The sequence below is a fragment of the Streptomyces sp. CS113 genome, from assembly GCF_002188365.1.
In the GTDB taxonomy this organism is placed as follows: Bacteria; Actinomycetota; Actinomycetes; order Streptomycetales; family Streptomycetaceae; genus Streptomyces; species Streptomyces tendae.
The window spans coordinates 8,119,739-8,142,099 of record NZ_KZ195574.1; the positions used below are offsets into that span (position 1 = coordinate 8,119,739).

Sequence of the window (22,361 nt, forward strand, 5' to 3'; positions counted from 1 at the left end):
GTGCGCGGCGGTGTGCCGCCCGTCCAGCCTCGCCCACGCGGGGACCGGTGATCAACCGGACGGCGCCGCGGGGGGTCTGCCACGATCTCCGCATGACGACGGACCACGCGAAGGACACGGCAGCACACCGGACGACCGACGGGCCGACGGCACACCGCACGGCGGCCGGGGCGGCGGACATCGAGGTGAAACCCGTCGCCGGGCACATCGGAGCCGAGATCCACGGCGTCGATCTCGCGGCGGGTCTCGACGCCGCACAGGTCGCGGCGGTGCGCGCGGCGGTACTGCGCTGGAAGGTGGTGTTCTTCCGCGACCAGCGCCTCGACCACGCCGGACACGTCGCGTTCGCCCGCCTCTTCGGCGAGCCGGTCGTCCTGCCCCGGCGCGGCAAGGCCTCCCCGGCCGGCTTCCCGGAGATCGAGACGACCGCCGACCGGCTGGAACTGGGCGGCCGGTTCGGGATGGAGCACGACGAGTGGCTGCGGCGCCGGCGCCACACGCTGCTGCGCGGCTGGCACTGCGACCACGGCGCCCGCGTCGACCCGCCGGCGGCGACGATCCTGCGCGCCGAGACGGTGCCCCCCTACGGCGGCGACACCACCTGGGCGAACCTCGCCGCCGCCTACGCCGGGCTGTCCGCCCCGCTGCGCGCCTTCGTCGACACACTGCGCGCCGAACACCGCCTCGGCGTCGGCTACCAGCCCCGGCCCGGAGACGACGCCTACGTCCGGCACCTCCTGGACCACCAGAGCGCGACCGTGCACCCGCTGGTCCGGGTCCACCCGGAGACGGGGGAGCGGGTGCTGTTCGTCAACGGCTACTACGTCGAACAGATCACCGGGCTCTCCCGCCCCGAGAGCGCGGCGATCCTGGAACTCCTCGTCGAGCAGGCCACTCGCCCCGAGTACACGGTCCGCTTCCGCTGGGAGCCGGGCAGCGTCGCCTTCTGGGACAACCGCGCCACCATCCACCTCGCCCCCGGCGACCACGCCCATCTCGACCACCCCAGGACCATGCACCGGGTGATGCTCACCGGCGACGTACCGGTGGGGGTCGACGGCACCCCGTCCGAGGCGGTCGTCGGCAGCGAGGCGGGCCGCTGGTGACGCGGGGCCCCGAAGGGGCGGGCGCCGGTCACACCAGCGGGATCGTCACCTCGTCCTCGACCGGCGGGTCCTCCTCCTGCGCCCGGTTGCCGGTGGCCGCGTAGCAGCGCAGCCGGACCGCTTCCGGCGTCACGTCCAGGCGCAGGAAGCACTTGAAGAAGGGCGGACTGTACGTCGCCGAACCCGGCGAGAACACCGACGTGTAGAGCTTGCGCACGGGCAGCCGGAACCGCTTGCGGCGCTCGGGCCGCCGTGCGGTGCCGAGCAGCCCGGCCACCAGCCGGGTGCGCCAGGTGACCCGCGCGCCCTCGCCCGGGGCGCGGCCGGTGCGGATGCCGAGGCGTTCGGCGATCACGGCCGTCGCCTCGGCCTCCGTGAGGGTGAACAGGCGCCGCAGCCGCAGCCGGCGGCCGTACAGCGCGCTGTAGAAGGCGAGCGAGTCGCCGCGCAGCGGATAGGAACGGAAGTCGTCCTCGGTGACACCGGCCACCGAGACGCGCGGGATGGTGTGGCTGGCGTGCATGAACGCGCCGCCGCCGCCCGCCACGACGTACTGCACGGTGCGGCCGTCCACGTCGACCGGGTAGCGCTGGTAGTTGTGGATGTCGCCGCCGATCGCCGCGACGTAGCGGTGGGCGGGGTCGCGCACGATGTCGTCGACGGTGCCGCCGCCCTCGATGGCGCACGGGTGGTGCTCGCCGTCCACGTACAGGGGCGAGCCGGTGACGAGGATCTTCGGCCGGTCTCCCGCCGACACCTCGCGCAGCCAGGCGGCCTGCTCGGCGTCGACGGTGCCCAGCAGCCCCGTGTCGATGCCGACGATCCGCACCGGACCGGCGTCGACGGCCCAGTACGGTCCGGGCTGGACGGCCTGCTGGGCGGGGTCCGCGCGCAGCTTGCGCGCCTCGTCCAGGTGCCGGCCGTCGTCCGGGCGCGGCCGGTGCCACAACAGGGACCGCAGCCACGCGGGGGTCAGCGGGCGCGGCCGCGGTTCCGGTGGCAGGGGCGGGGCGTCGTCGCAGAAGACGCGCATGAAACCGCCGAGGTCCTCGTACCAGTCGTGGTTGCCCGGTATCGCGTATATGGGCGCCCGGTAGTCGCGGTAGGGGCGGAAGAACTTCGAGCCGTAGTCGTCGGCGCTGCCCACCGGGTAGATCACATCGCTGGCGAGGACAGCGAACCGGGTGTCCCGGCCCGCCTTCAACAACCCCGGCACGACGGCGTACTGGGGGTCGTCGCCCTCGCCCGTGTCACCGATGACCAGGAACGAGAACCGGGCGGGGTCGTCGCGCCGGATCACCTTGTCGGCCGGTGCCCCGGCCGCCACGCGCCGCGCCACCCAGCGGGAGCGGGTGTGGCCCGTGGGATCACCGAACCAGGAGGCCAGGACGCCGTTGCGGGCGGCCCACAGCGTACTCGGGTTCAGCCAGGACAGCTTCTCGGTGCGCGCGGGCATGAGCGCCCGGTAGGCGCCGGGTTCGGCGGAGCCCCAGCCGGCGCCTTCGGCGGAATCGCGTGAGGAGTTGGACACCCGGGCACGGTAACAACGCCCCCGCCCGGGGCCCGGCGCGGGGAGACGCGCCCAACTGCGGCCCCGGACGGGAGGTTTCGGTGGCCGGGCGTCAGAACGTCCGCCGCAGCAGGTCGAGCAGGGCCGCCCAGTGCCGCTCGGTCGCCTCCGCGTCGTAGGCGGCGGTGTCGGACTGCGTGTAGCCGTGGTGGGCGCCGGCGTAGACCTCGCACCGGTGCCGTACACCGGCCGCCGTCAGGGCCGCCGCCAGGCGCTCCTGCTGCTCGGCGTCCATGCCCGGGTCCTGGTCCGCGTGGGCGAAGTAGGCCTCGGCGGTGATGTCCCCGGCCACCAGGTGCGGGCTGTGCGGCCCGTCCGTCGCCAGGTTCGCGCCGTGGAACCCGGCCACCGCGGCGACCCGGTCCGGATACGTGCCGGCGGTGCGCAGGGCGAGCCCGGCACCCATGCAGTAGCCCACGAGCGCGACCGGACCGTCGGCCGCCTCCGGACCGCCGGACAGCCGGCGCAGGTAGGCATCGGCGTCCCGCACCGCCCGGTCCGGGGTCAGCGACCGCATGATCGGACCGAGTTGCTGGAAGATCTCCGGCCGTGCCCCCGGGTCGATGAACCCGGGCAGTTCCACGACGGGAGCCCGCCCGCTGCGGTAGAAGACGTTCGGCACCAGGACGGTGTACCCGGCACCGGCCAGCCGGTCGGCCATCGCCCGCAGGGACGGACGCAGCCCGAAGGCGTCCATGTACACAAGGACGGCGGGGTGCGGTCCGCCGTCGGCGGGACGGGTCAGGTAGGCATCGGCGGTGCCGTCGTCGGTGGGGACGTCGACGGCGGTTCCCACGGTGGGGGTCATCGGGTGTGGTCTGCCTCTCTCACGTGCTGCGGCCGGGTGGACGGTCTGCTACTCGAACCGGGTGGTGTCGCCCGCGCCCCGCCGCACGATCTCCGCCTCGCCGCCGGAGAAGTCCACGACCGTGGTCGGCTCGGTGCCGCAGTCCCCGGAGTCGACGACCGCGTCCAGCACGTGGTCGAGCCGGTCCTTGATCTCCCAGCCCTGCGTCATCGGCTCCTCCTCGTCGGGCAGCAGCAGCGTGCTGGACAGCAGCGGTTCGCCCAGCTCGGCGAGGAGCGCCTGGGTGACGACGTGGTCGGGGATGCGCACGCCCACGGTCTTCTTCTTCGGGTGCTGGAGCGCGCGCGGCACCTCCCTCGTGGCGGGCAGGATGAAGGTGTAGCTGCCGGGCGTCGACGCCTTGATCGCGCGGAACACGTCGTTGTCGATCTGCACGAACTGCCCGAGTTGCGCGAAGTCCTGGCAGACGAGGGTGAAGTGGTGCCGGTGGTCCAGCTGACGGATCGACCGGATGCGGTCGATGCCGTCGCGGCTGCCCAGCCGGCAGCCCAGCGCGTAGCAGGAGTCCGTCGGATACGCGATCAGCGCGCCGGCGCGGACGCTGTCCGCGACCTGGGCGATGCTGCGGGGCTGGGGGTTGTCGGGGTGCACGTCGAAGTACTTCGCCATTCACCGAGCTTATGCCCGCTCGCCCGCCCCGCCCGACAGGCCCGGCGCGGCCCGGCCGCCGACGCCGGCGGGGGCCGGCGCACACCGCCATGAGGTAACGTCCCCGACCTGGGCCGGAGACGGGGCGAGACGAGGAGAAGGCCGACGTGGCGGGCCGAGCGGACGGCGGACGGCAGCGGGCGACCGGGGCCGGTGAGCACGCGGGATGGGCGCGGGAGCTGCTCGAGCACCTGCGGCCGGCCGGCCGCGACCTGAACCGGGTCGTGGCCTGGCTCGGCGACACCGCGCACGCGACCGTCTCGCTCCAGGACGGCACCGGCCGGCTGCTGGCCGGCACCCGCGTCCCGCTGGACGAGGCGCTGGTCGCCGACGTCACCTCCGGCCGGATCGCGTCCGCCGCCCTCGAGGACCGCGGCCGCCACCTGCGGCTCGTGCGCGTGGAGCGGTCCCGTCCGGCGTCGGCCGCCGTCCTCGCGGTGGCCCGCGACAGACCCTTCGACCGGCGCGTCTCCGAGATCGTCACCCACGCCGCCCAGGTGGTGGAGCTGCTGCTGGCCGGCCACGAGTCCACCGCGGCCGGCCACCGGCTGCGGCGCGCCACCTCGGACCTGCGGCTGGCCATCCTGCAACTGCTGATGGTGGAGGACACCGTCTCGGCCCGCCGGGTGGCCGCCGGACTCTGGCCCGGCCTCCTCGACACCGACACGGCGTACGTGTACGTGGTGGAGAGCAGCCCCGCCGAACGGGACCGGCTCGCCGAGGAGTGCCTGACGGCGACGGGGGAGCGGGCGCTGGTCGTGCGGTGCCCGGCGGTGGACGGACACGTCATCGTGCTCGCCCCGCGCGACACGGCCGGGCAGGAGCTGCGCTCGCTGGTCGGCCGCCGCCCCGGCGTGTTCGTCGGCGGCAGCGCCCGGCAGGGCCTCGCCCGCACCGCGACCGCCTACGGACAGGCCGTCAGCGCCCTGGCCGTGGCCCGGTTCCGGCCGGAGAAGGCGGCGCTGTACGCCGAGCGGACCCGCCCCGAGCGGCTGATGGACCCGGCGCGGCTGCACGACTGGACGGCCGACGTGCTGAGCCCGCTCGACAGCCTGTCCCACCACACCCGCGCCGAACTGCTCGCCACCACCCGGCTCGGCCTGGAGTTCACCGCGGTCAACACGGCCAAGGTCCTCGGCGTCAGCCGCAACACGGTGCGCGCCCGCATGGACCGGGTCGAGTCGCTGCTGCGCACGGACTTCGCCGACCTGACCGTGCGGGCCGCCGTCCACCTGGCCCTGAACGCCCAGCTGGGCCTCGCCGAACCCCCGCCGGGCGCCGGCACGCGGGTGGGCGCCGCCCGGCTCACCGACCTGCTGTCCGGGCCCGCGCTGCGCACCTGGGCCGTCGACCTGCTCGGCCGCCTCGATCCGGACGGCCGGGACCTGCGGCGCAGCCTGCGCACCTGGATCGCCGCGGGCGGCAACGCCGAGCGTGCCGCCCAGAAGCTCGGCGTGCATGCGCAGACCGTCCGTGAGCACGTCCGCAGCGCCGAGCCCGTCCTGGAACGCCAGCTGCTCGCCGCCGGCAGCGACCTGTACGAGGTCGTGCTGGCCCACCTGGCCGCCGGTGACCTCGACCAGCCGGTCCTGCACGGGACGAAACCGGGTCATCCGGACTCACCTGTGCACGAGTGAGTCCTCCGGGCCCGGCAGCGGGCATCGGCACGATTCACAACGGCGGACCCGTCCACGTAGGTTCGACGGGACGGGGGCACGACCGGAACGGGGGACCGGTCGCGCCCCCTCGGCCCTCAGCCGTGGGGCAGGATCACCGCGCGGCCGTTGACCTTGCCCTCGTGCAGCCGCTCGTAGGCGAGCGGCGCGTCGTCCAGGGAGTAGGTCTCGGTGTGCACCGAGACGGCACCCGACCGGGCCAGGTTCAGGACCTCGATCAGCTCGCTGCGGCTGCCCCAGTACGGGGCGTTGACCGACACCTCGAACGGCAGTATGCCGAATCCGACGGGCAGCGATCCGCCACCGATGCCGACCAGGGTGACATCACCCTCGACGGCCGCGACGGCACCGGCGGTCTTCACGGTGGGCGCCACGCCGACGAAGTCGAACACGGCCTCGGCGCCGAGGCCTCCGGTGATCCGGCGCACCGCGTCCGCGGCCTTCGCGTCCGACAGCACCGCCTCGTGCGCGCCCACCTCGCGGGCGAGGCGCAGCTTCTCCTCGCTGACGTCCAGGGCGACGACCCGGGCGGAGGTCAGGGCGCGCAGCAGCTGGATGGCGACGTGGCCGAGACCGCCCGTGCCGATGACGACCGCGGTCGAGCCGGGGACCAGCTTGGGCAGCGACCGCTTGATCGCGTGGTACGGCGTCAGCCCGGCGTCGGTGAGCGGCACCGCCGCCACCGGGTCGAGCCCGTCCAGCGGGACCAGGTGCCGGGGATCGTCGATCAGCAGATACTCCGCCATCGAACCCGGACGGCCGAGCCCCGGCGGGCGGATGCCCAGCTCGTCGGCGCGCAGGCAGTAGTTCTCCTTGCCCTCCGCGCACTTGGCGCAGGTACCGCAGCCCCAGGGCCCGTACACGGCGACCGCGTCGCCCTCGGCGAGCCCGGTCACACCGGCGCCGAGCGCGGCCACGGTGCCGACGCCCTCGTGGCCGAGGGTGAGCGGCAGCTCGTACGGGAAGCCCTCGGCGGGCCAGCCCATCACCGCGATGTCGGAGTGGCAGACGCCGGCCGCGGTCACCTTCAACAGCACCTGACCGGAGCCCGGTTCCGGGTCCGGGACGGTGACGACCTCGGGCGGGGCCCCGATGGTGCGGTACTGCAATGCCTTCATGATCGAACTCCTTTGTTCTCTCTCCCCCCGAGACGGATGAGCGCTGCTCAGACGGCGGTGTACGCGCCGTCGACCAGGTGGTAGCTGCCGGCGACGAAGGACGCGCGGTCCGACAGCAGGAAGGCGATCAGCTCCGCGACCTCCTCGGCGTGTCCGAGGCGGCCGGCCGGGTGCAGGGCGACCAGGCCGTTGTAGGCGGCCTCGTCCATGGTCTTCAGCAGCGGGGTGTCGATGAAGCCCGGGCCGACCGCGTTGATCCGGATGCCCCGGGCGGCGTACTCGGCGGCGGCCGCCTTGGTCAGCCCGACCACGCCGTGCTTGGCGGCGACGTAGGCGGGCGAGCCGGCGAAGCCGACCGAACCGAGGATGGAGGCGACGTTCACGATCGAGCCGCCCTTGCCGGCCGCCTCGATGGCGGGCAGTTCGTAGCGCATCGAGTAGAAGACGCCGTCGAGGTTGGTGCGCACGACGCGCTGGTAGGCCTCCACGTCGTACTCGCCGGTCGGGGCGCTGGGGCCGCCGATGCCGGCGTTGTTGACGGCGAGGTCCAGCGAGCCGTACGTGTCCAGGGTGAACTTGACGGCCGCCTCGACGGACTCCGGACGGGTGACGTCCAGCGCGACCGCGGCGGCCTCGACGCCCTCGGCCCGCAGGTCGGCGGCGGCCTTCTCGGCGCCCTCGGCGTTGTAGTCGGCGACGACGACCCGGGCGCCGCCGGCGGCGAGCCGGCGGGCGGTGGCCAGGCCGATGCCGGAGGCGGCGCCGGTGACCAGAGCGGTACGTCCGGCGAACTCGGTGGCGGGCGCGGGCGCGGGTGCGGGTGCGGTGGCGGGGGTGGTGCCGGTAGTGCTCATGGTGCTGTTCTCACTCTTCGGTGGTGGTGCTGTCGGGGGTCGCGGCTGCGGCCTCCGAGGTCAGGGCGTCGTAGGCCCGCTCCACGAGGGCGGCGAGGTCTGCGGCTCCCGAGTCCCCCTCTCCGCCGCGCGCCCACAGGCGCAGGGCGGCGATCAGAACCCCGGCGGCGGCGTCGACGACGGCGGCCGGGCGCACGTCCCGGGCGTCGTCGCTGCCGAGCCGGGCGGCGACGATGCGGATCGACTCCTCCTGGGCGTCGACCCGGATGCGCTGGTAGGCGGCGAACAGCCCGGGCTCGGTGTCCGCCAGGGCCAGCAGGCGGCGCATCCGCGGGCGCACGTGCCACGCCGGGTCCCGGCGGTCGGCCAGCCAGTCCCGGACCGCCCTGCGATAGGCGAGCAGGGGCGGCTCCTCGGCGGGGCGGGAGCGCAGCAGTGCGTTGATCCGGTCGCCGTCCCGGCGGACGAAGTCGAGCGCCGCGTCCTCCTTCCCGGCGAAGTGCCGGCTGAACGTGCGGCGGGTGACGTCCGCGCGCTCGGCGATCGCCTCCACCGTGGTCGCCGCCGAACCGCGCTCCAGGATCAGGTCGCAGGCGGCGGTGGCCAGCGCGTCGCGGGTCTGCCGCGCCTTGCGCTGCCGCCGGTCCTCGGTGGTGGGGGAGGGCTTCGCTGCCGTCATGCCTTCGAGCGTACACCTGGAAATGTCCCAGTGGGACATGTGACCCATTGGGACATCAGCAGGAGATCCCTGGACCGTGACGCGGCCGTGGCGTGGCCCGGCTGCCGCCGACCCGGTGAAATCCGCCCGGTGCGCCGATCGGACGGCCCGGACGCGGGGGAGCAATGGGACTATGACCAGTTCAGCGTTTCACCGCACCATCGTCCTGCCCGCCCCCGTGTGCCGCCAGGCCGCGCAGCACCTCGAACAGGCGGTGCACAAGGCCATCGACGGTGCCGCCACGCCGTGGCGCGCCTTCCGCGGGGCCGACGGCGACGACTTCGCGTTCTCCGTCCCGGTCGTCGAGCAGGCCGCGGGCTGCCTGCTGGTGCTGGCCGCCGAGAGCGCCCAGAGCCTGCGGCCCTCCGCGCTGCGCGCCCTGATCTCCGTCGCCCTGCACCTGCGGGACGCCGCCGAGGCGGTCCGCCGCCCCGCGGTGCCCAGCGCGGCCTGGTGAGCACGGCCCGGTGAGCGCGGAAAACTCCGTGCCTCCGATCTGAACCTGTGTTTGGCTCGACCGCATGGAGTTCACCCGCTTGCTCGACTGCCTCGCGGCCGACCACGACCGGCTGCGGGCCGTCGTCGGCACCGACGCCGGCGCCCCGGTCCCGACCTGTCCCGGCTGGACGGTCGCCGACCTGACCCGCCACGTCGGCGAGGTCTACCTGCACAAGACCGCCGCCATGCGCGACGGGGCCGAGCCCGAGCCCTGGCCGCCGAAGGAGTTCGCCGACCAGGCGCCGACGGCGCTGCTCGACCGGGGCTACACCGCGCTGCGCGCCGAGTTCGCCACCCGCGCCCCCGAGGACCCGGCCGGCACCTGGTACGGCCCGGACCAGAGCGTCGGCTTCTGGATCCGGCGGATGGCGCAGGAGACCGTCGTCCACCGCATCGACGCCGAACTCGCCACCGGGGCGCCCGTCACCCCCGTACCGGACGACCTCGCCGTGGACGGGGTCGACGAACTGCTCAAGGTCTTCGCGGCGTACGCCGTGGCCGAGTGGGGCGAGTACTTCGCCGAGATCCTGGACGGCTCGCCGGGGCACACGTTCCTGGTGCGGGCGGGCGGCGAGTCGTGGCGGGTGCGGACCGGCCCGGGCGAGTTCACCGTCACGGACGGCGCGGGCGACGGCGCGGCCGACGCGACACTGAGCGGCTCCCCGGAGGGCGTGCTGCGCTCGCTCTGGAACCGGGCGGGTGCCGAGGGGGACCGCGGTGTGACGGCCGAGGGCGATCCCGCGGCCCTGGCGGAACTGCGGCGCTGCATCGTCGTCGCGACCCAGTGAGCGGACGCCCGGCACCCGGCGGCGCCCCGGCCGTCAGACACCGATGAGGCGCACCGCACCCCACAGCGCCACCGTGGACGCGGCGACCGTGGCCGGCACGGTGAGCAGTCCCAGCACGGTGAACCGGCCCAGCTCCACCTCGATGCCGTACCGGTGCAGGATGCGCCGCCACAGCAGGGTCGCCAGCGAACCGACGTAGGTCAGGTTGGGGCCCAGATTCACGCCGATCAGCACGGCGAGGACCTGGGCCGGTCCGCCGGGCGCGGCCAGCGGCAGCAGGGCGAGGACGGCCGGCAGGTTGTTGACCAGGTTGGCCAGCACCGCGGCGACCGCCGCCACCCCGAGCAGCGCCGGCAGCGAGTCCCCGTCCGGCAGCAGCCGCCCGAGCCCGGTCGCCGGCGCGCCCGCCACCACCCCCTGCACCACGATGCCGAGAGCCAGGACGAACAGGCAGAACAGCGGCGCGGCGGCGCCCACCATCTCGCGGGGCGTGACATGGCGCCGGGCCAGCGCCCGCACCCCGAGCACCAGCACGCCGCCGAGGGCCGCCCAGGCGGGGTCCACCCCGGCGGGCGAGGCCACGGCGAACCCGGCCAGGGTCAGGGCCACGACGACCACGGTGAAACGCGGTACGGCGGGCGCGGGCGCAGCCGAGGGCGCCGTACCCGGTGCCTCACCAGGCCCCTCACCGGGGGAGCCGCCCGGCGTCTTCGCGGCCGCCGGAGGAGCGGGTGCGGAGGCGACGGGCACGGCACCGACGCGCGCGGGGGCCGCGGACACCGGCTCGGCCAGGTCCGCGCGGAAGAAGCGGCGGAACACGGCGTACTCCACGGCGATCGCCGCCAGCCAGGGCAGCGCCATCAACGCGGCGAACCGGGTGAAGGACAGACCACTGGCCGTGAACGCCAGCAGGTTGGTCAGGTTGGAGACCGGCAGGAGCAGCGAGGCGGAGTTCGCCAGGTGCGCCGTCGCGTACACGTGCGGGCGGGCCCGCGCACCGGCCCGGGACGCGGTGGCCAGCACCACCGGGGTCAGCAGGACCGCGGTGGCGTCCAGACTGAGCACGGCCGTGACCGCGCAGGCCACGGCGAACACCCCGGCCAGCAGCCGCCGCGGGCTGCCCCCGCACCGGCGGGCCACGGCCGCGCCGACGGCCTCGAACAGGCCCTCCTTGGCGCACAGGTACGCCAGCATCAGCACCAGCGCGAGGAAGGCGACGACCGGCAGCAGCGTACGGGTCTGCTCCCACGCCCGGTGCGGGGACACCGTGCCGAGCGCCACGACCAGCACGGCGGCGGGCACGGCGGCCACCGCCTCCGGCAGCCCCCGCGGACGCAGCACGGCGAAGGCCAGCACGCCCAGCAGCAGGACGACGGGCACGGCCTCGGAGAGGACGGTGGTACTCAGGACTTCTCCTCCACACCGGTGGGCCGGGCGGGAACCCGGTGATCGGCGAACGGGGTACAGGGTCGCATCCCCGGGCGGGGGCGGATCCTCACGGCGTGGTGTGGCCGAGGCCACGCCCGGGGCGAGGTCCTGGCCATGTTCCGCGCGGTGCGCCGCGGGCTACCGTTTCCACGGACCCCGTGTTCCCCACGACGAGCAGTTCGGACGGCCCGGCAGTGCACACAGATCTCTCCCCCGTCATCGCGGCGACCGCCCAGTGGCTCACCCGCGCCTACCCGGCGTCCGGCGGCGCCCTGGCCGAAGCCCTGTGCGAGGTGCAGGCCCGGCAGGCCGTGACGGTCGCGGCCCGGCTGCGCTACCCGACCCCGATGGACGTGGCCCTGCTGGGCGTGGCGGGCCCCGGAGGCTCCGCCCGGCTCGACCGGATCACCGGCGCCGACGGCGCGACGCCCATCGACGCGGACGCGGACGTCTGGCGGACCTGGGTGGACGAGGTCGTCGCCAGCTGGGCGGCCTGCCTGCTGACCGACCCGGCGCTCGCCGAGCCGGCCGTGGCCGCGCTGGCGGCCGGGGGCGGCCCCTCGGCCGGGACACCGGCGGAGTTCCGCCGCCTGCTCGCACCCGACGACACCGACCTCCGGGCGGCGGCCCTGCTGCGCCACCCGGACCTCGTCGCGCCCGTCGCCGCCCTGCACCACGCCGGGCTGACGGCCCGACTGGATCCGGGCCAGGCCCTCGTCGCCTGATCCGCGACGCGACGGGTGCGGGAGTCCCGTCCGCTCCGTGCCGCGGCCGGCGAGGAGACGCGGGCGGACCCGAAAGGCGGGCGCCTCAGGCCGCCGTCTCCAGGTTCGCCACCGGCGACACCCTCGGCACCGCCGCCCGGCGTTCGCGCAGGAGATGGCCCGCGCCGATCGTGCCGGCGATGATCAGCCCGCCCGCGATCAGGGCGCCGCGGGCACCGGCCAGCTCCATCAGGAGGCCCAGCGCGGGCGGCCCGCCCAGGCCCCACACCGTGCCGATGCTGCCCCACACCCCGAGCACCCGGCCCCGCATGTGTGCGGGCGGGTCGGTCTGGAGCACCGCCGTACCGGCGGTGTCGGAGACGGACTCCACGACGGCCATGGGCAGCACCATCACCAGCAGGACGGCCAGCGACGGCGACAGCCCCGCCACCACCTGTAGCAGCCCGCCCGCCGCGGCCAGCGCGCCCACCAGCCGCACCGACGGGCGGCGCAGTCGGGCACCCAGGACGGCGCCGACGATGCCGCCGGCCGCCAGCACCGTGGAGACGGTCCCGAAGGACCCCGCGCCGCCCGCGAGCGGCCCGGTGATCAGTACGGCCAGGGTCAGCTGGTAGTTGCGCCCGAAGACCGCGCTGACGCCGGTGACACCGGCCAGCGCCAGCAGTCGGGGGCGGCGGGCGAAGAAGGCCAGCCCCTCGCGCACACTCATGGTGTCCTTCGCGCCGCGGTCCTTCGCCGCCACCACCTGCCGGACCGCACCGCGCGCCGGGCGCAGGAACGGGATGACCGAGGCCACGAACAGGAACGACAGGCCGTTGGCGACGTACGCGGCGGCCGTGCCGAGGAAACCGACCGTCACACCCGCGAGCGCGGCCCCCGTGAGCCGGCCCGCCTGGTGCACCAGGGCGCCCACCCCGATCGCGGAAGGCACGTCCTCGCGCGGGACGAGGTCGTTGCCCAGCAGGGAACACGCCGGGCCGTCGACCGTGGCGATGACGCCGGTGACGGCGGCCAGCACCATCAGGGAGGCCATGTCGAGCCGGTCGAGCGCCACCATGAGCGCGGTCACGAACGCGACCGCTCCGAGCAGTGCCTGGCTGACCGCGGCGGTCAGTTTCCGCGGCCAGCGGTCGACGGCCGCGCCGCCGAACACACTGATCAGCAGCGCGGGCGCGGCCTGGACGGACATCGACAGACCCGTCGCGGCGGCGGAGCCGGTGATGTGCAGGACCAGCAGGTTCTGCACGGTGAGCTGCATCCACGTACCGGCGTTCGACACGAAGTTCGCGACCGACCACCAGCGCATGCTGCGGTGTCTCAGGGCCCGCCACGGCGACCGGGAGGGTGCGGACGGCGAGGCGGCAGGGGGCGGCGGGGCGGAGACGGAGGAAGAAGACACAGTGCGCCACTCGAAGGCGGGTCGCGGGACCCGTAGGGGAAACGGACGGGAACGAGCTGGCCGGCTGCGCTGCGCGGCTGTTCCATCGATCCGGACACGGCGCCGACCATCGTGGCAGAAGGGACCGGCGAGTCGTCGCCGGTCCGCGCCCCCGCCCGCCGACCAGACGGACCAATCACCCATGGCCCCGGCGTACTTGAGCGCACGAGTGTGCTTGATCACAGCGATCCCCGAGGGCGCCGTCGTACCCACCGGCCGTGACCGCCGTCACGGCGCGTGATCCCGGCGGTGGGCGTCGGAGCATGTGAGTGCCTCGGTGGGGCACTCGGCGCACGCTGTTCAGCGCTCCGAGGGGCGCTGCGAGGGAGAAAGGTCGTCCTCATGATGCCGATGGCGGCGTTCAGCCCGCGGGGGGAGTCCCGCGCCCCGTGGGACCGTGTCCTGGTGACCGGCGGCGCCGGATTCCTCGGCTCCCACCTGTGCACCCGGCTGCTCGACGCGGGGGCCGAGGTCGACTGCCTGGACAACCTCTCCACGGGGCGGGCCGAGAAGGTGGCCCACCTGGCGGGCCGCCCCGGTTTCCGCTTCCTGGAGCGGGACATCTCCGCACCCGGCTGCGCGGACGCGCTGACCGGCCCCTACGACCTGGTCCTGCACCTGGCGGGCCCCGCGTCCCCGGCCGCCCGGCCGGACCGGCCCGTCGAAGCCCTGGACGCGGGCAGCCTGGGCACCCGTACCGCGCTGGCCGTCGCCGGCCGGGACGGCGCCCGGTTCCTGCTCGCCTCCTCACCCCCGGAAACCCCCGAAGCCCGCAGTGACGACCGCGGTGACGCCCGTGGTGAAGCCCGCGGTGACGCACATGGTGACGCCCGTGGTGAAGCCCGCGGTGACGCCCTGGACAACGCGGACCCGCTCGGTCCGCACCGCGCCTGCGCCGAGGCCGTCCGGTTCGCCGAGGCCCTGGTCGCGGCGCACGCGGGCGCCCACGGCTCGAACGCCGGGATCGTCCGGCTGTTCGACGGCTACGGACCCGGTATGCGGGCGGACGGCGCGGGAACACCGGCGGCCCTCATCGAGGCAGCCCTGGCCGGCCGGCCGGTCACCGTCCCCGGGGACGGGAGCGGGACGCACTCCCTGTGCTACGTCGACGACATGGTCGACGGCGTACTGCTGGTCGCGGCCGGCCGATCGGTGCGGCCCGTGGACCTCGGCGGCGACGAGGAGCCCACCGCCGCGGAGGTCGCCCGCCTGGTGATCGAGCTGACCGGCTCCGACTCGCCGCTGGCCTTCGTCGAGGACGCGGGGTGCGGGCGGGCGCGGCCCCGGCCGGTCACCGGCTTCGCCCGGGAGATCTTCGGCTGGCTGCCGAGCGTGACCTGGCAGGACGGTCTGGAGCGCACCGTCGCCGCCTTCCGCGGACGGACCGAGCCCTTCCCGGCGCCGGGCGAGGAGACGACGGACGGGCGGGCGGGTCAGGAGTGGTGGGCGTGAGGGCCTGATCCGCCGGACACACCGCCGGACCCTGTCCGGACACACCGCCGGACCTTGTGGGGGCCCGTCGCCGCGGCGACGGGCCCCCACAAGGTCCGGCGGCGGTCGCTCAGCCGTGCTTGCCCCGCCCCGACAGGGCGTCCCGCGCCCGGTCGACCATGCCCGCGCCGGGGGCCAGGAGCTTGTTCATCGGGGGCTTGTCCGGTGCCGACGGGTGGGGTCGGGTCGGCGCCGTCCGCTTCGCCTGACGGACCTTGTCGCCCAGCTCGTCCAGGGCCTGCGCGGGGCACGCCTCGCGCAGCCGCGGGAACAGGTTGCCCTCCTCGTCGGCGACGTGCTCACGGATCTCGCTCATCAGCATGCCGATCAACCGGTCGAACTCGGCGTCGTCCGCCCCACGGCTCTCCAGGTCCTTCATGATCTGCTCGGCCTGGGCGTGGTCCGCCAGCTCCTTGTCCGCAAGAGCACCTCCGCCCGCCACGTGCTCACGAACCGCCGGATAGAGGTACGCCTCCTCCGCCACCGAGTGCCGGATCAGCTCGATCGTGGCCTGATCGGCGTACAGCTTGCGGTCCTTGTGACCGGGCGGCAGCGCCTCGATCCTGCCGAAGAGCTCCTCGACCTCACGGTGATCGGTCGTCAGCTCGTCGATGACGTTTCCTCCGTGTCCCATGGTCCACCTCCAAGAGAGTCGTGGCGGTCGCGGGACCGACCACCACGGACGACGGGTCCCCACGGGAGGCGGGTCAACGCCCGGTCAGACTCCGAGCCTGGCCCGGACACCCCCCGCCCGGGCCGCGGGGCCGGCCGCGGCCCGCACCGAACGGTGCACCAGGTGGGCGTCGTGCCGCAGGTCGTGGGCGGCGTGCCGGCCGCGCCACAGCAACGACGGTGCGCCGCCCGTGTCGTCGGCCGCGATCAGCAGCCCGCCCAACATGGAAACGTTCTTGAGGAAGTGGATGCGCTGCTGGGCGCGGTCGGCGGGGTCCTCCACCTCCCAGTACCGGTGTGCCGCCAGCGTGGTGGGGACCAGCGTCACCGCGAGGGCCAGCGCGGCCAGCCGCGGACAGCGGCCGAGCCCGAGCATGATCCCGCCGACCACGTGGACGGCGCCGTTGAGCCGTACGAGTTGTTCGGTGCCGTCCGGCAGGACCGGCACGCGGTCGGCGACCGGCCGCACGATCGGCTCGGCCGCCGGTGCCACGTCCTGGGGCCTGCGCAAAGAGTGCAGACCGCCCGCCACGAACATCGAGGCGAGCATCGGCCGGCCGGCCAGACGCAGAAGACTCATGACGCTGTCTCGCTCTCTTCCGGGTGCTCTCATGGGTGGGGTCGTGCGGGTGAGGAGGGTGCCGCCGGGGACGCCGGCGGGCTGGTGCCCCACGGGGATCATCAGGTGCTCCGGCCGGCCGGCGCCATTCGGCGTCCGCCGGCCGACCGGTGCCGTCCGGCGCCGCACCGCCCGGGGACACGCAGGTCACAGGCTGGTGAGGATCTGGGGCGACAAGTTCTTGATCATGGTGTTGGTCCAGCGCATCTGGCGCAGTGTCTGCGGGTGGCACGCGGAGGCGAGCGCCAGCAGGCCGCTGTCCTTCGACGCCTGGGCGGCCTGGGCCAGCATCTCCCAGTGCAGTGAGTTCTCCGCAGCGGCCACGTGCAGCTCGCGCAGGTCGCGCAGGAGGAGCAGACCCGGCTCCGGCCGGTGCACGACCGCCTCGGACGCCTTCACGCGCAGGGTCGCGAAGACTCCGTCCGAGGAGGGGTCGGGCGCCTCACCCAGCTTCACGCCGCGCTCCCCGGCGGTCTCGGCGAGCCGCCGCACGTGCTCGCGGGACCAGCGGGCGAGGTCGGTGGCGACGTGGCGGACCTCGTGCTCGGTGGCGTGCCGCCCGGCCACGGCCACCAGCTCGTGGGCCAGCCGCCGCTCGCCGCGGTGCAGCGTGCGCAGGGTCAGATTGATGCCGTTCACCGGGCGCCCTCCTCGTGGCCGTGCGGGAACTCGGTGGGCTCCTGCTGCGCCGTCCGCGCCGCCGGTCCCCCGGAGGTGGGCGGGACGGCACCGACGGCGACCGGTGCCGACGCGGTGGTGGTCGGCGCCGGGGAGGGCCGGCCGTCCCCGCGTTCCACGAGGGTGAGCGCCGCCGCGGCCGTCTTGAACAGGGGCTGCTTGGAGGCCGGGTCCCAGTCGGTGATCGTGGTCTCGTTCGCGGCCCGCCCGGGAGTGTCCGGGCCGGGACCCGACCCGCCGCCGGTGTCCCAGTAGCCGTAGTGGAACGGCACGAACAGCAGCCCGGTGCGGATGCCGCTCACCCGCAGCCGTCCGCGCAGGGAGCCGCGCCTGCTGCTGACCTCGACCAGGTCGCCCTCGCCGAGGCCCAGCCGCTCCGCGTCCGCGGCCGAGACCTCCACCCACACGTCGGGGGCGGCGGCGTTCAGCTGGGGCGCCCGTCCGGTCTTCGTACGGGTGTGGAAGTGGTAGAGCGTCCGGCCGGTCGTGAGCTGGAACGGGTACTGCTCGTCCGGCTCCTCGTGCGGGGGCAGATAGGCGGCCGCCTTCAGCATCGCCCTGCCGTCGGGGTTGAGGGAGCGGTACTCCACGACCTCCTGCGAGGCCCCGGTCTCCAGGTCCTTGCCGTAGCTCTCGCACCGGTCGGGATGGGCCCAGTCGATGCCGTCCGTGTAGAGCCGCGCGGTGCCCTCGGGCGCCCGGTCGTCGCAGGGCCACTGGATGCCGCTGGTGTCGCGCAGCTTGGCGTAGGACAGGCCCGTGTAGTCGCAGGGGCGGCCCGCGCTGCACCGCTTCCACGCCTCGAACGCCGACTCCGGGTCGTCCCAGGTGACCAGCGGTCCGCCGTCCTTGTCCCGGAAGTCCATGCGCCGCGCGTAGTCCAGGAAGATGTCCAGGTCGGACCTGGCCTCGCCGGGCGGTTCCACCGCCTTGCGGGACAGGTGCACCGTGCGGTCCGCGTTGGTCAGCGCGCCGGTCTTCTCGCCCCAGGTCGCGGCGGGCAGCACGACGTCGGCCAGCTGCGCCGTTTCCGTCAGGTAGAGGTCCTGTACGACCGTGAACAGCCGCTCCTGCGACAGGATCGAGCGGATGCGCGGCAGTTCGGGCATCGAGACGGCGGGGTTGGTGCCGCTGATCCACAGCATCCGCAGCGAGCCCTGCTCGGCGTACCGGAAGATCTGCATCGCGTGGGTCGGCGGCGCGAAGTGCGGGACGGTCTCCGGCTCGACGTTCCACACCCGGGCCAGGTCGGCCACGTGGGCGTCGTTCTGCCAGTTGCGGAAGCCCGGCAGGTCGCCGTTGGCCCCGCACTCGCGGGTGTTCTGGGCGGTGGGCTGGCCGTTCATCTGGAGGAGTCCGGCACCGGGCCGGCCCAGCATCCCGCGGATCAGGTGCAGGTTGTTGACCTGCACGGCGGCGGCGGTCGCCTGGTGGGACTGGTAGACGCCCTGGAGGACGGTGGAGACCAACGCGTCGGCGGTGCCGACGAGTTCGGCCGCCTCCTCGATGCGGGCGGCGGGCACGTCGCAGATCTCCGCGGCCCACTTGGGCGTGCAGTCGGCGACCCGGGCGGCCAGCTCGTCGAAGCCCACGGTGTGCGCGGCGATGAAGTCCCGGTCGATCCGCTCGTGCCGGACGGTCTCGTGCAGCAGCGCGTTGAGCAGCGCGACGTTGGTGCCGATGCGCGGCGCGAGGTGTACGGCGGCGTGCTGGGCGACGCGGGTGGGGCGCGGGTCCACGCACAGCAGCCGCGGCGGGTCGGCGCCCTCCAGGCGGTCGAGGAGCCGCATCCACTGCACGGGCTGGGTCTCGGCGATGTTGTGGCCGAACAGCGCGATCACGTCGGCGTGGTCGAAGTCGTCGTAGCTGCCGGGCTGCCCGTCGCAGCCGAACGTCTCCTTCAGCGCCTCCGCGGCCGTGGCGGTGCACAGCCGGGTGTTGCCGTCGAGGTGGTTGGTGCCGATGCCGGCCCGGGCCAGGACCGTGAGCGTGTAGTACTCCTCCAGGAACAGCTGCCCGGAGGTGTAGAAGCCGATGGAGCCCGGCCCGCGCGCGTCCAGCAGTTCGCGCGAGCGGGCGGCCACCAGGTCCATCGCCGTGTCCCAGTCCGTCTCCACCAAGCGCCCGCTGCGCCGGACCAGCGGCCGGGTCAGCCGGTCACGAGAGGCGTTGGCCTGCCAGCCGAACAGGTCCTTCGGACCGAGCCGCCCCCGGTTGACCCGGTCCACGTCCCGGCCCCGCACGCCCACCATGCGGCCGTCGGCCACCGCGATGTCCATGGCGTCGCCGTCCGAGTGCAGGATCGACGCGGACTGCACCCAGCGCTGCACGGCCCCGGGCTCCACGCCGTCCGCGAGGTACGTGTCGACCCGGGCCGGCCAGGTTTCGTGCCGTCCGTAGGGCGCCCGTGCCCCCCACGGGCGCGCGATCCGGTCCGTCGCCTCCTCCATGCCCGGCCTCCCGCCGACGTCCGCCACTGTGCCGGCCGCCGGGTACCCGGGCGCCGCGGATCGAAGCGGACCACTTGTGGGAGCGCTCCCAAGCGGGCAGGATGCTGCGGTGACAGCGACTGCCTCCGTACGCCCCTACCGTCCGGCCGACGCCCCGGCCCTCGACGACATCTGCATCCGGACCGCGCACAACGGCCGGGACAGCCGGCCCGTGTACGCCGACCCCGCGATCCTGCCGGCCGTCTTCGCCGCCCCCTACGTCCACCTGGACCCGGAGCTGGCCTTCGTACTCGACGACGGACAGGGGCGGGCGGTCGGCTACATCCTCGGCACGGCGGACACCGCGCGCTTCGCCGAGGAGTTCCGGACCACGTGGCTGCCGCGCGTCGCCGACCGGTACCCGGCCCCGCAGGGCCCGCCCGGCACCCGCACTCCGGACCAGGTCATGGCCGGGCTGCTGCACGATCCGGAGCGCATGATCATCCCGGAACTGGCCGCCCACCCCGCCCATCTGCACATCGACCTGCTGCCCGACTGGCAGGGACAGGGCCACGGCCGGACCCTGATGCGGACGTTCTGGAGGGCCCTGCGCGAACGCGGTGTCCCGGCCGTCCACCTGGTCATGGCGACGGCCAACACCCCGGCCAGGGCCTTCTACGACCGCCTGGGCTTCCACGAGATCCCCGCGGCGGGCCTCGACCCCGCCGACGTCACCTGCCTGGCACGTACCACGCAGGACACGGAACCGACCTGACGCCGAACCAACGGACGGGCGGTCAGTCCCCGCCCAGCCGGTAGACGTTGAAGGCCCGGCGGATGACCGGCTGCGCCACGTTGCGCACCCGGACTCCGCCCGCCGTCATCCCGTGCTCCGTGCCCAGGTGGGCGTGTCCGTGGACGGCCAGATCGGCGCCGGCCGTGTCGATCGCCTCCGCCAGGAGGTAGCTGCCGAGGAACGGATGGATCTCCGGCGGCTCCCCGGCGAGCGTGTCCGCGACGGGGGAGAAGTGGGTCAGCGCCACCCGCGCCGCGCAGTCCCTCTGGTCCAGTTCCTTGAGCGCGGCGTGCAGCGCGTCCGCGGAACGGCGGGTGGTCCGCACGAACTCCTTCATCACCGGCTCGCCGAACTCACCGGCGCTGCGCCCCACGAACCCCCCGCCGAACCCCTTGGTCCCGGCGATCCCCACCCGGCCCCCGGCGCACTCCACGACGGTCGCCCCGCCCTCCAGCACCGTGACCCCGGCGTCCCGGAGGATCGCGGTGACCTCCTCGGGCCGTTCGTCGTGGTGGTCGTGGTTCCCGAGGACCGCCACCACCGGCACCGGCAGGTCCCGCACCTCCCGGGCGACCACCCGCGCCTCCTCGGGAGTACCGTGCCGGGTCAGGTCCCCGGCGAGCAGCAGCAGGTCGGCGCAGTCGGACAGGGTCTCGAACGCGGGCCGCAGCAGCCCTTCGCCGTCGGGTCCCATGTGGATGTCTCCGACGGCCGCGACACGGATCGTCACAGCTCCTCCGCATGGTCGGGGCGGGTGGTCTCCGCCACCACGACGTCGGCGTGCACGGTCAGCCCGGCCAGCTCCTGGCGGGCCAGCCGCAGCACGGCCTCGCGGCACTGCGCCGAGGGCACGGTGCCGGTCAGCGCGATCGACCCGGCCCTGACCTCGGCACGTACGCCGAGCTCACCGAGTTCCTCCGCGGCGAGCCGCTCCTGGAGGTGGGCCACCCGGTACTCGACGTTCCCGGGGTCCCCGGGCTTGACGGGGATGCCGGGCACTCCGGCCGCGGTGGCGGGGCCGCTCGCCGCGGGGCCCTGGTGTCCGACGGGGTCGCTCATCGCCGACCCTCCTTCGAGGCGGTGGCCGAGGGACCGGCCGGAGGGATGATCTCCAGCCGTTCCAGGATGAAGAAGAACGCGGCCGGCATCGGATCGTCGCCGCAGTCGCGGCGCAGCGCCTCCCAGTCGATCTTCTCGCGCAGGGTGCGGGCGATCGGCAGTACCGCACCGAAGTCGCAGTGGTGCTCCGAGAAGGCGGCCAGCAGACCGCGCAGCAGGTCGGTCGGGGACAGGACCGGCATCAGGACCGAGTCGACCGACAGATCCGGGGCCCGGTCCAGCAGCGCCGTCGTGACCGGCTCATGGGCCAGCTCGAAGATCAGGTCGACCTGCTGCCCCAGGCAGTCCGCCTTGAGCAGCCAGTCCTCGGGCGGTGTGTACACCGTCAGCCCCGCCTCCCGCAGCGTCGCGGCGACGGCGTCGGCGTCCTCGGGACGGATGCAGAAGTCGACGTCGTGCTGGAGGTTCTGGGTGCCGCCGTGCGCGTACACGGCGACACTGCCGGCCAGCGCGAACGGGTGCTCCGCCTTCTTCAGCGTCGAGCCCACCTGCTTGGCGGCCTGGAGGATCGCCTGGTTGCGGTCGAGCGGGAGATCCTCGTGAGGTGCCTCGTGCCGGGGCACCGGGCCCCGGTCCCCGGCGGCCGGGCGCAGCTCGGAGACACCGCCCCGTCGGCCGGTCGCGTGATCGTCGGCGGGCTGCCTCATCGCTGTCCCCTTCCCGGGCTGTCGCCGTCGGCGGAACGGACCGGACCGGCCCTCCCCTTCTCGTGGGACGGGTACCCGGCGCCGTACCGCCGACACCGCGCCACGTGCCGGTGTGAGGCACGCGGGGATCGCGGGCACTCGGCCGGCATGAGCGACGAGCGGATGCGACAGCGGACCGACTCCGCCGACCGCCGGACCGTGGAACGGCTGGTGGCGGCATGGCTGGCCGAGACCGAGCGGCACGATCCCCGGGCCGCCGCAGAGGCCCGGGACGGATGGGAACGCGACGCGCTGTCCGACCGGTCCGCGCAGGACCTGGCCACCTGGGTCACCGCCAGGGTCACGGACACCGGCTTCACCGAGGACGAGGGCCCCTACGTGGCGGGCCCCGTGCGGATCACGCCGGCGGACAAGGACACCGTGCACGCCTGGCTGCGCGCCCGCGGGCACGCCGTGTGAGGCGGACACCGGTGCC

The 22,361-nt window shown here is 74.5% G+C and carries 23 protein-coding genes; 8 read left to right on the forward strand and 15 right to left on the reverse strand.

The window, feature by feature from the left end; all coding sequences use genetic code 11:
* Positions 1-92: 92 nt before the first annotated feature.
* Positions 93-1,106: a TauD/TfdA dioxygenase family protein gene (locus B9W62_RS36675; protein WP_087811207.1), complete on the forward strand. Its 1,014-nt coding sequence runs from the start codon at positions 93-95 to the stop codon at positions 1,104-1,106.
* A 28-nt stretch (positions 1,107-1,134) separates the two neighbouring features.
* Here the strand turns inward: B9W62_RS36675 and B9W62_RS36680 are convergent, their stop codons facing one another.
* From B9W62_RS36680 to B9W62_RS36690, 3 genes are all read right to left on the reverse strand, one after another.
* A complete protein-coding gene (locus tag B9W62_RS36680) occupies positions 1,135-2,637 on the reverse strand; it encodes a metallophosphoesterase family protein (protein ID WP_087811208.1) in 1,503 nt (500 codons plus the stop codon).
* A 91-nt stretch (positions 2,638-2,728) separates the two neighbouring features.
* Positions 2,729-3,484 carry a dienelactone hydrolase family protein gene (locus B9W62_RS36685; protein WP_087811209.1) on the reverse strand — a complete coding sequence of 252 codons (756 nt, stop codon included), beginning with the start codon at positions 3,482-3,484 and terminating at the stop codon, positions 2,729-2,731.
* A 48-nt stretch (positions 3,485-3,532) separates the two neighbouring features.
* Positions 3,533-4,153 (reverse strand): L-threonylcarbamoyladenylate synthase, encoded by a 621-nt coding sequence (locus B9W62_RS36690; RefSeq protein ID WP_179235852.1) that lies wholly within the window; start codon positions 4,151-4,153, stop codon positions 3,533-3,535.
* Positions 4,154-4,299: 146 nt separating this feature from the next.
* Here B9W62_RS36690 and B9W62_RS36695 point away from each other — a divergent pair, with 146 nt between their 5' ends.
* Positions 4,300-5,829 (forward strand): helix-turn-helix domain-containing protein, encoded by a 1,530-nt coding sequence (locus B9W62_RS36695; protein ID WP_087811210.1) that lies wholly within the window; start codon positions 4,300-4,302, stop codon positions 5,827-5,829.
* A gap of 116 nt (positions 5,830-5,945) precedes the next feature.
* Here B9W62_RS36695 and B9W62_RS36700 read toward each other — a convergent pair whose 3' ends face one another.
* Genes B9W62_RS36700 through B9W62_RS36710 form a run of 3 tightly spaced genes read right to left on the reverse strand, consistent with a single transcriptional unit; the run spans position 5,946 to position 8,519 of the window.
* Positions 5,946-6,986 carry an NAD(P)-dependent alcohol dehydrogenase gene (locus tag B9W62_RS36700; protein ID WP_087811211.1) on the reverse strand — a complete coding sequence of 347 codons (1,041 nt, stop codon included), beginning with the start codon at positions 6,984-6,986 and terminating at the stop codon, positions 5,946-5,948.
* 47 nt (positions 6,987-7,033) lie between these two features.
* On the reverse strand, positions 7,034-7,840 hold the full coding sequence (locus B9W62_RS36705) for an SDR family NAD(P)-dependent oxidoreductase (protein WP_087811212.1): 807 nt from the start codon (positions 7,838-7,840) through the stop codon (positions 7,034-7,036).
* Between the two features lie 10 nt (positions 7,841-7,850).
* Positions 7,851-8,519 (reverse strand): TetR/AcrR family transcriptional regulator, encoded by a 669-nt coding sequence (locus B9W62_RS36710; protein WP_179235853.1) that lies wholly within the window; start codon positions 8,517-8,519, stop codon positions 7,851-7,853.
* A 172-nt stretch (positions 8,520-8,691) separates the two neighbouring features.
* Between B9W62_RS36710 and B9W62_RS36715 the strand changes: the two genes are divergently transcribed.
* Positions 8,692-9,015, forward strand: coding sequence for a hypothetical protein (locus B9W62_RS36715; RefSeq protein ID WP_087811214.1), 324 nt, complete (start codon positions 8,692-8,694; stop codon positions 9,013-9,015).
* Between the two features lie 64 nt (positions 9,016-9,079).
* Positions 9,080-9,844: a maleylpyruvate isomerase family mycothiol-dependent enzyme gene (locus tag B9W62_RS36720; protein WP_087811215.1), complete on the forward strand. Its 765-nt coding sequence runs from the start codon at positions 9,080-9,082 to the stop codon at positions 9,842-9,844.
* A gap of 33 nt (positions 9,845-9,877) precedes the next feature.
* Here B9W62_RS36720 and B9W62_RS36725 read toward each other — a convergent pair whose 3' ends face one another.
* A complete protein-coding gene (locus B9W62_RS36725) occupies positions 9,878-11,224 on the reverse strand; it encodes an SLC13 family permease (RefSeq protein WP_087811216.1) in 1,347 nt (448 codons plus the stop codon).
* Between the two features lie 242 nt (positions 11,225-11,466).
* Between B9W62_RS36725 and B9W62_RS36730 the strand changes: the two genes are divergently transcribed.
* Positions 11,467-11,997, forward strand: a complete 531-nt coding sequence (locus tag B9W62_RS36730) for a hypothetical protein (protein ID WP_179235854.1) — start codon at positions 11,467-11,469, stop codon at positions 11,995-11,997.
* An 85-nt stretch (positions 11,998-12,082) separates the two neighbouring features.
* Here B9W62_RS36730 and B9W62_RS36735 read toward each other — a convergent pair whose 3' ends face one another.
* Positions 12,083-13,303, reverse strand: coding sequence for an MFS transporter (locus B9W62_RS36735; protein ID WP_373433726.1), 1,221 nt, complete (start codon positions 13,301-13,303; stop codon positions 12,083-12,085).
* 474 nt (positions 13,304-13,777) lie between these two features.
* Here B9W62_RS36735 and B9W62_RS36740 point away from each other — a divergent pair, with 474 nt between their 5' ends.
* Positions 13,778-14,887, forward strand: a complete 1,110-nt coding sequence (locus B9W62_RS36740; protein ID WP_087811219.1) for an NAD-dependent epimerase/dehydratase family protein — start codon at positions 13,778-13,780, stop codon at positions 14,885-14,887.
* Positions 14,888-14,996: 109 nt separating this feature from the next.
* Here the strand turns inward: B9W62_RS36740 and B9W62_RS36745 are convergent, their stop codons facing one another.
* From B9W62_RS36745 to B9W62_RS36760, 4 genes are all read right to left on the reverse strand, one after another.
* A complete protein-coding gene (locus B9W62_RS36745; protein WP_087811220.1) occupies positions 14,997-15,560 on the reverse strand; it encodes a hemerythrin domain-containing protein in 564 nt (187 codons plus the stop codon).
* Positions 15,561-15,644: 84 nt separating this feature from the next.
* Positions 15,645-16,178: a DoxX family protein gene (locus tag B9W62_RS36750; protein ID WP_087811221.1), complete on the reverse strand. Its 534-nt coding sequence runs from the start codon at positions 16,176-16,178 to the stop codon at positions 15,645-15,647.
* A 186-nt stretch (positions 16,179-16,364) separates the two neighbouring features.
* Entirely contained in the window at positions 16,365-16,856 is a 492-nt protein-coding gene (locus B9W62_RS36755) for a hypothetical protein (RefSeq protein WP_087811222.1), read from the reverse strand.
* Positions 16,853-19,345, reverse strand: coding sequence for a nitrate reductase (locus tag B9W62_RS36760; protein WP_087811223.1), 2,493 nt, complete (start codon positions 19,343-19,345; stop codon positions 16,853-16,855). Before B9W62_RS36760 ends, B9W62_RS36755 begins: the two co-directional genes overlap by 4 nt.
* A gap of 109 nt (positions 19,346-19,454) precedes the next feature.
* Here B9W62_RS36760 and B9W62_RS36765 point away from each other — a divergent pair, with 109 nt between their 5' ends.
* Positions 19,455-20,099, forward strand: a complete 645-nt coding sequence (locus B9W62_RS36765) for a GNAT family N-acetyltransferase (protein ID WP_179235855.1) — start codon at positions 19,455-19,457, stop codon at positions 20,097-20,099.
* 22 nt (positions 20,100-20,121) lie between these two features.
* Here B9W62_RS36765 and B9W62_RS36770 read toward each other — a convergent pair whose 3' ends face one another.
* Genes B9W62_RS36770 through B9W62_RS36780 form a run of 3 tightly spaced genes read right to left on the reverse strand, consistent with a single transcriptional unit; the run spans position 20,122 to position 21,886 of the window.
* Positions 20,122-20,850 (reverse strand): metallophosphoesterase family protein, encoded by a 729-nt coding sequence (locus tag B9W62_RS36770; protein WP_087811225.1) that lies wholly within the window; start codon positions 20,848-20,850, stop codon positions 20,122-20,124.
* Positions 20,847-21,179, reverse strand: a complete 333-nt coding sequence (locus B9W62_RS36775) for a BON domain-containing protein (RefSeq protein WP_256976709.1) — start codon at positions 21,177-21,179, stop codon at positions 20,847-20,849. Before B9W62_RS36775 ends, B9W62_RS36770 begins: the two co-directional genes overlap by 4 nt.
* Positions 21,176-21,886 (reverse strand): nucleotidyltransferase family protein, encoded by a 711-nt coding sequence (locus B9W62_RS36780; RefSeq protein WP_087811226.1) that lies wholly within the window; start codon positions 21,884-21,886, stop codon positions 21,176-21,178. Before B9W62_RS36780 ends, B9W62_RS36775 begins: the two co-directional genes overlap by 4 nt.
* Positions 21,887-22,033: 147 nt before the next feature.
* On the opposite strand from B9W62_RS36780, the gene B9W62_RS36785 reads away from it, so the two are divergent.
* Positions 22,034-22,345, forward strand: a complete 312-nt coding sequence (locus B9W62_RS36785) for a hypothetical protein (RefSeq protein WP_087811227.1) — start codon at positions 22,034-22,036, stop codon at positions 22,343-22,345.
* The last annotated feature ends 16 nt before the right edge of the window (positions 22,346-22,361 follow it).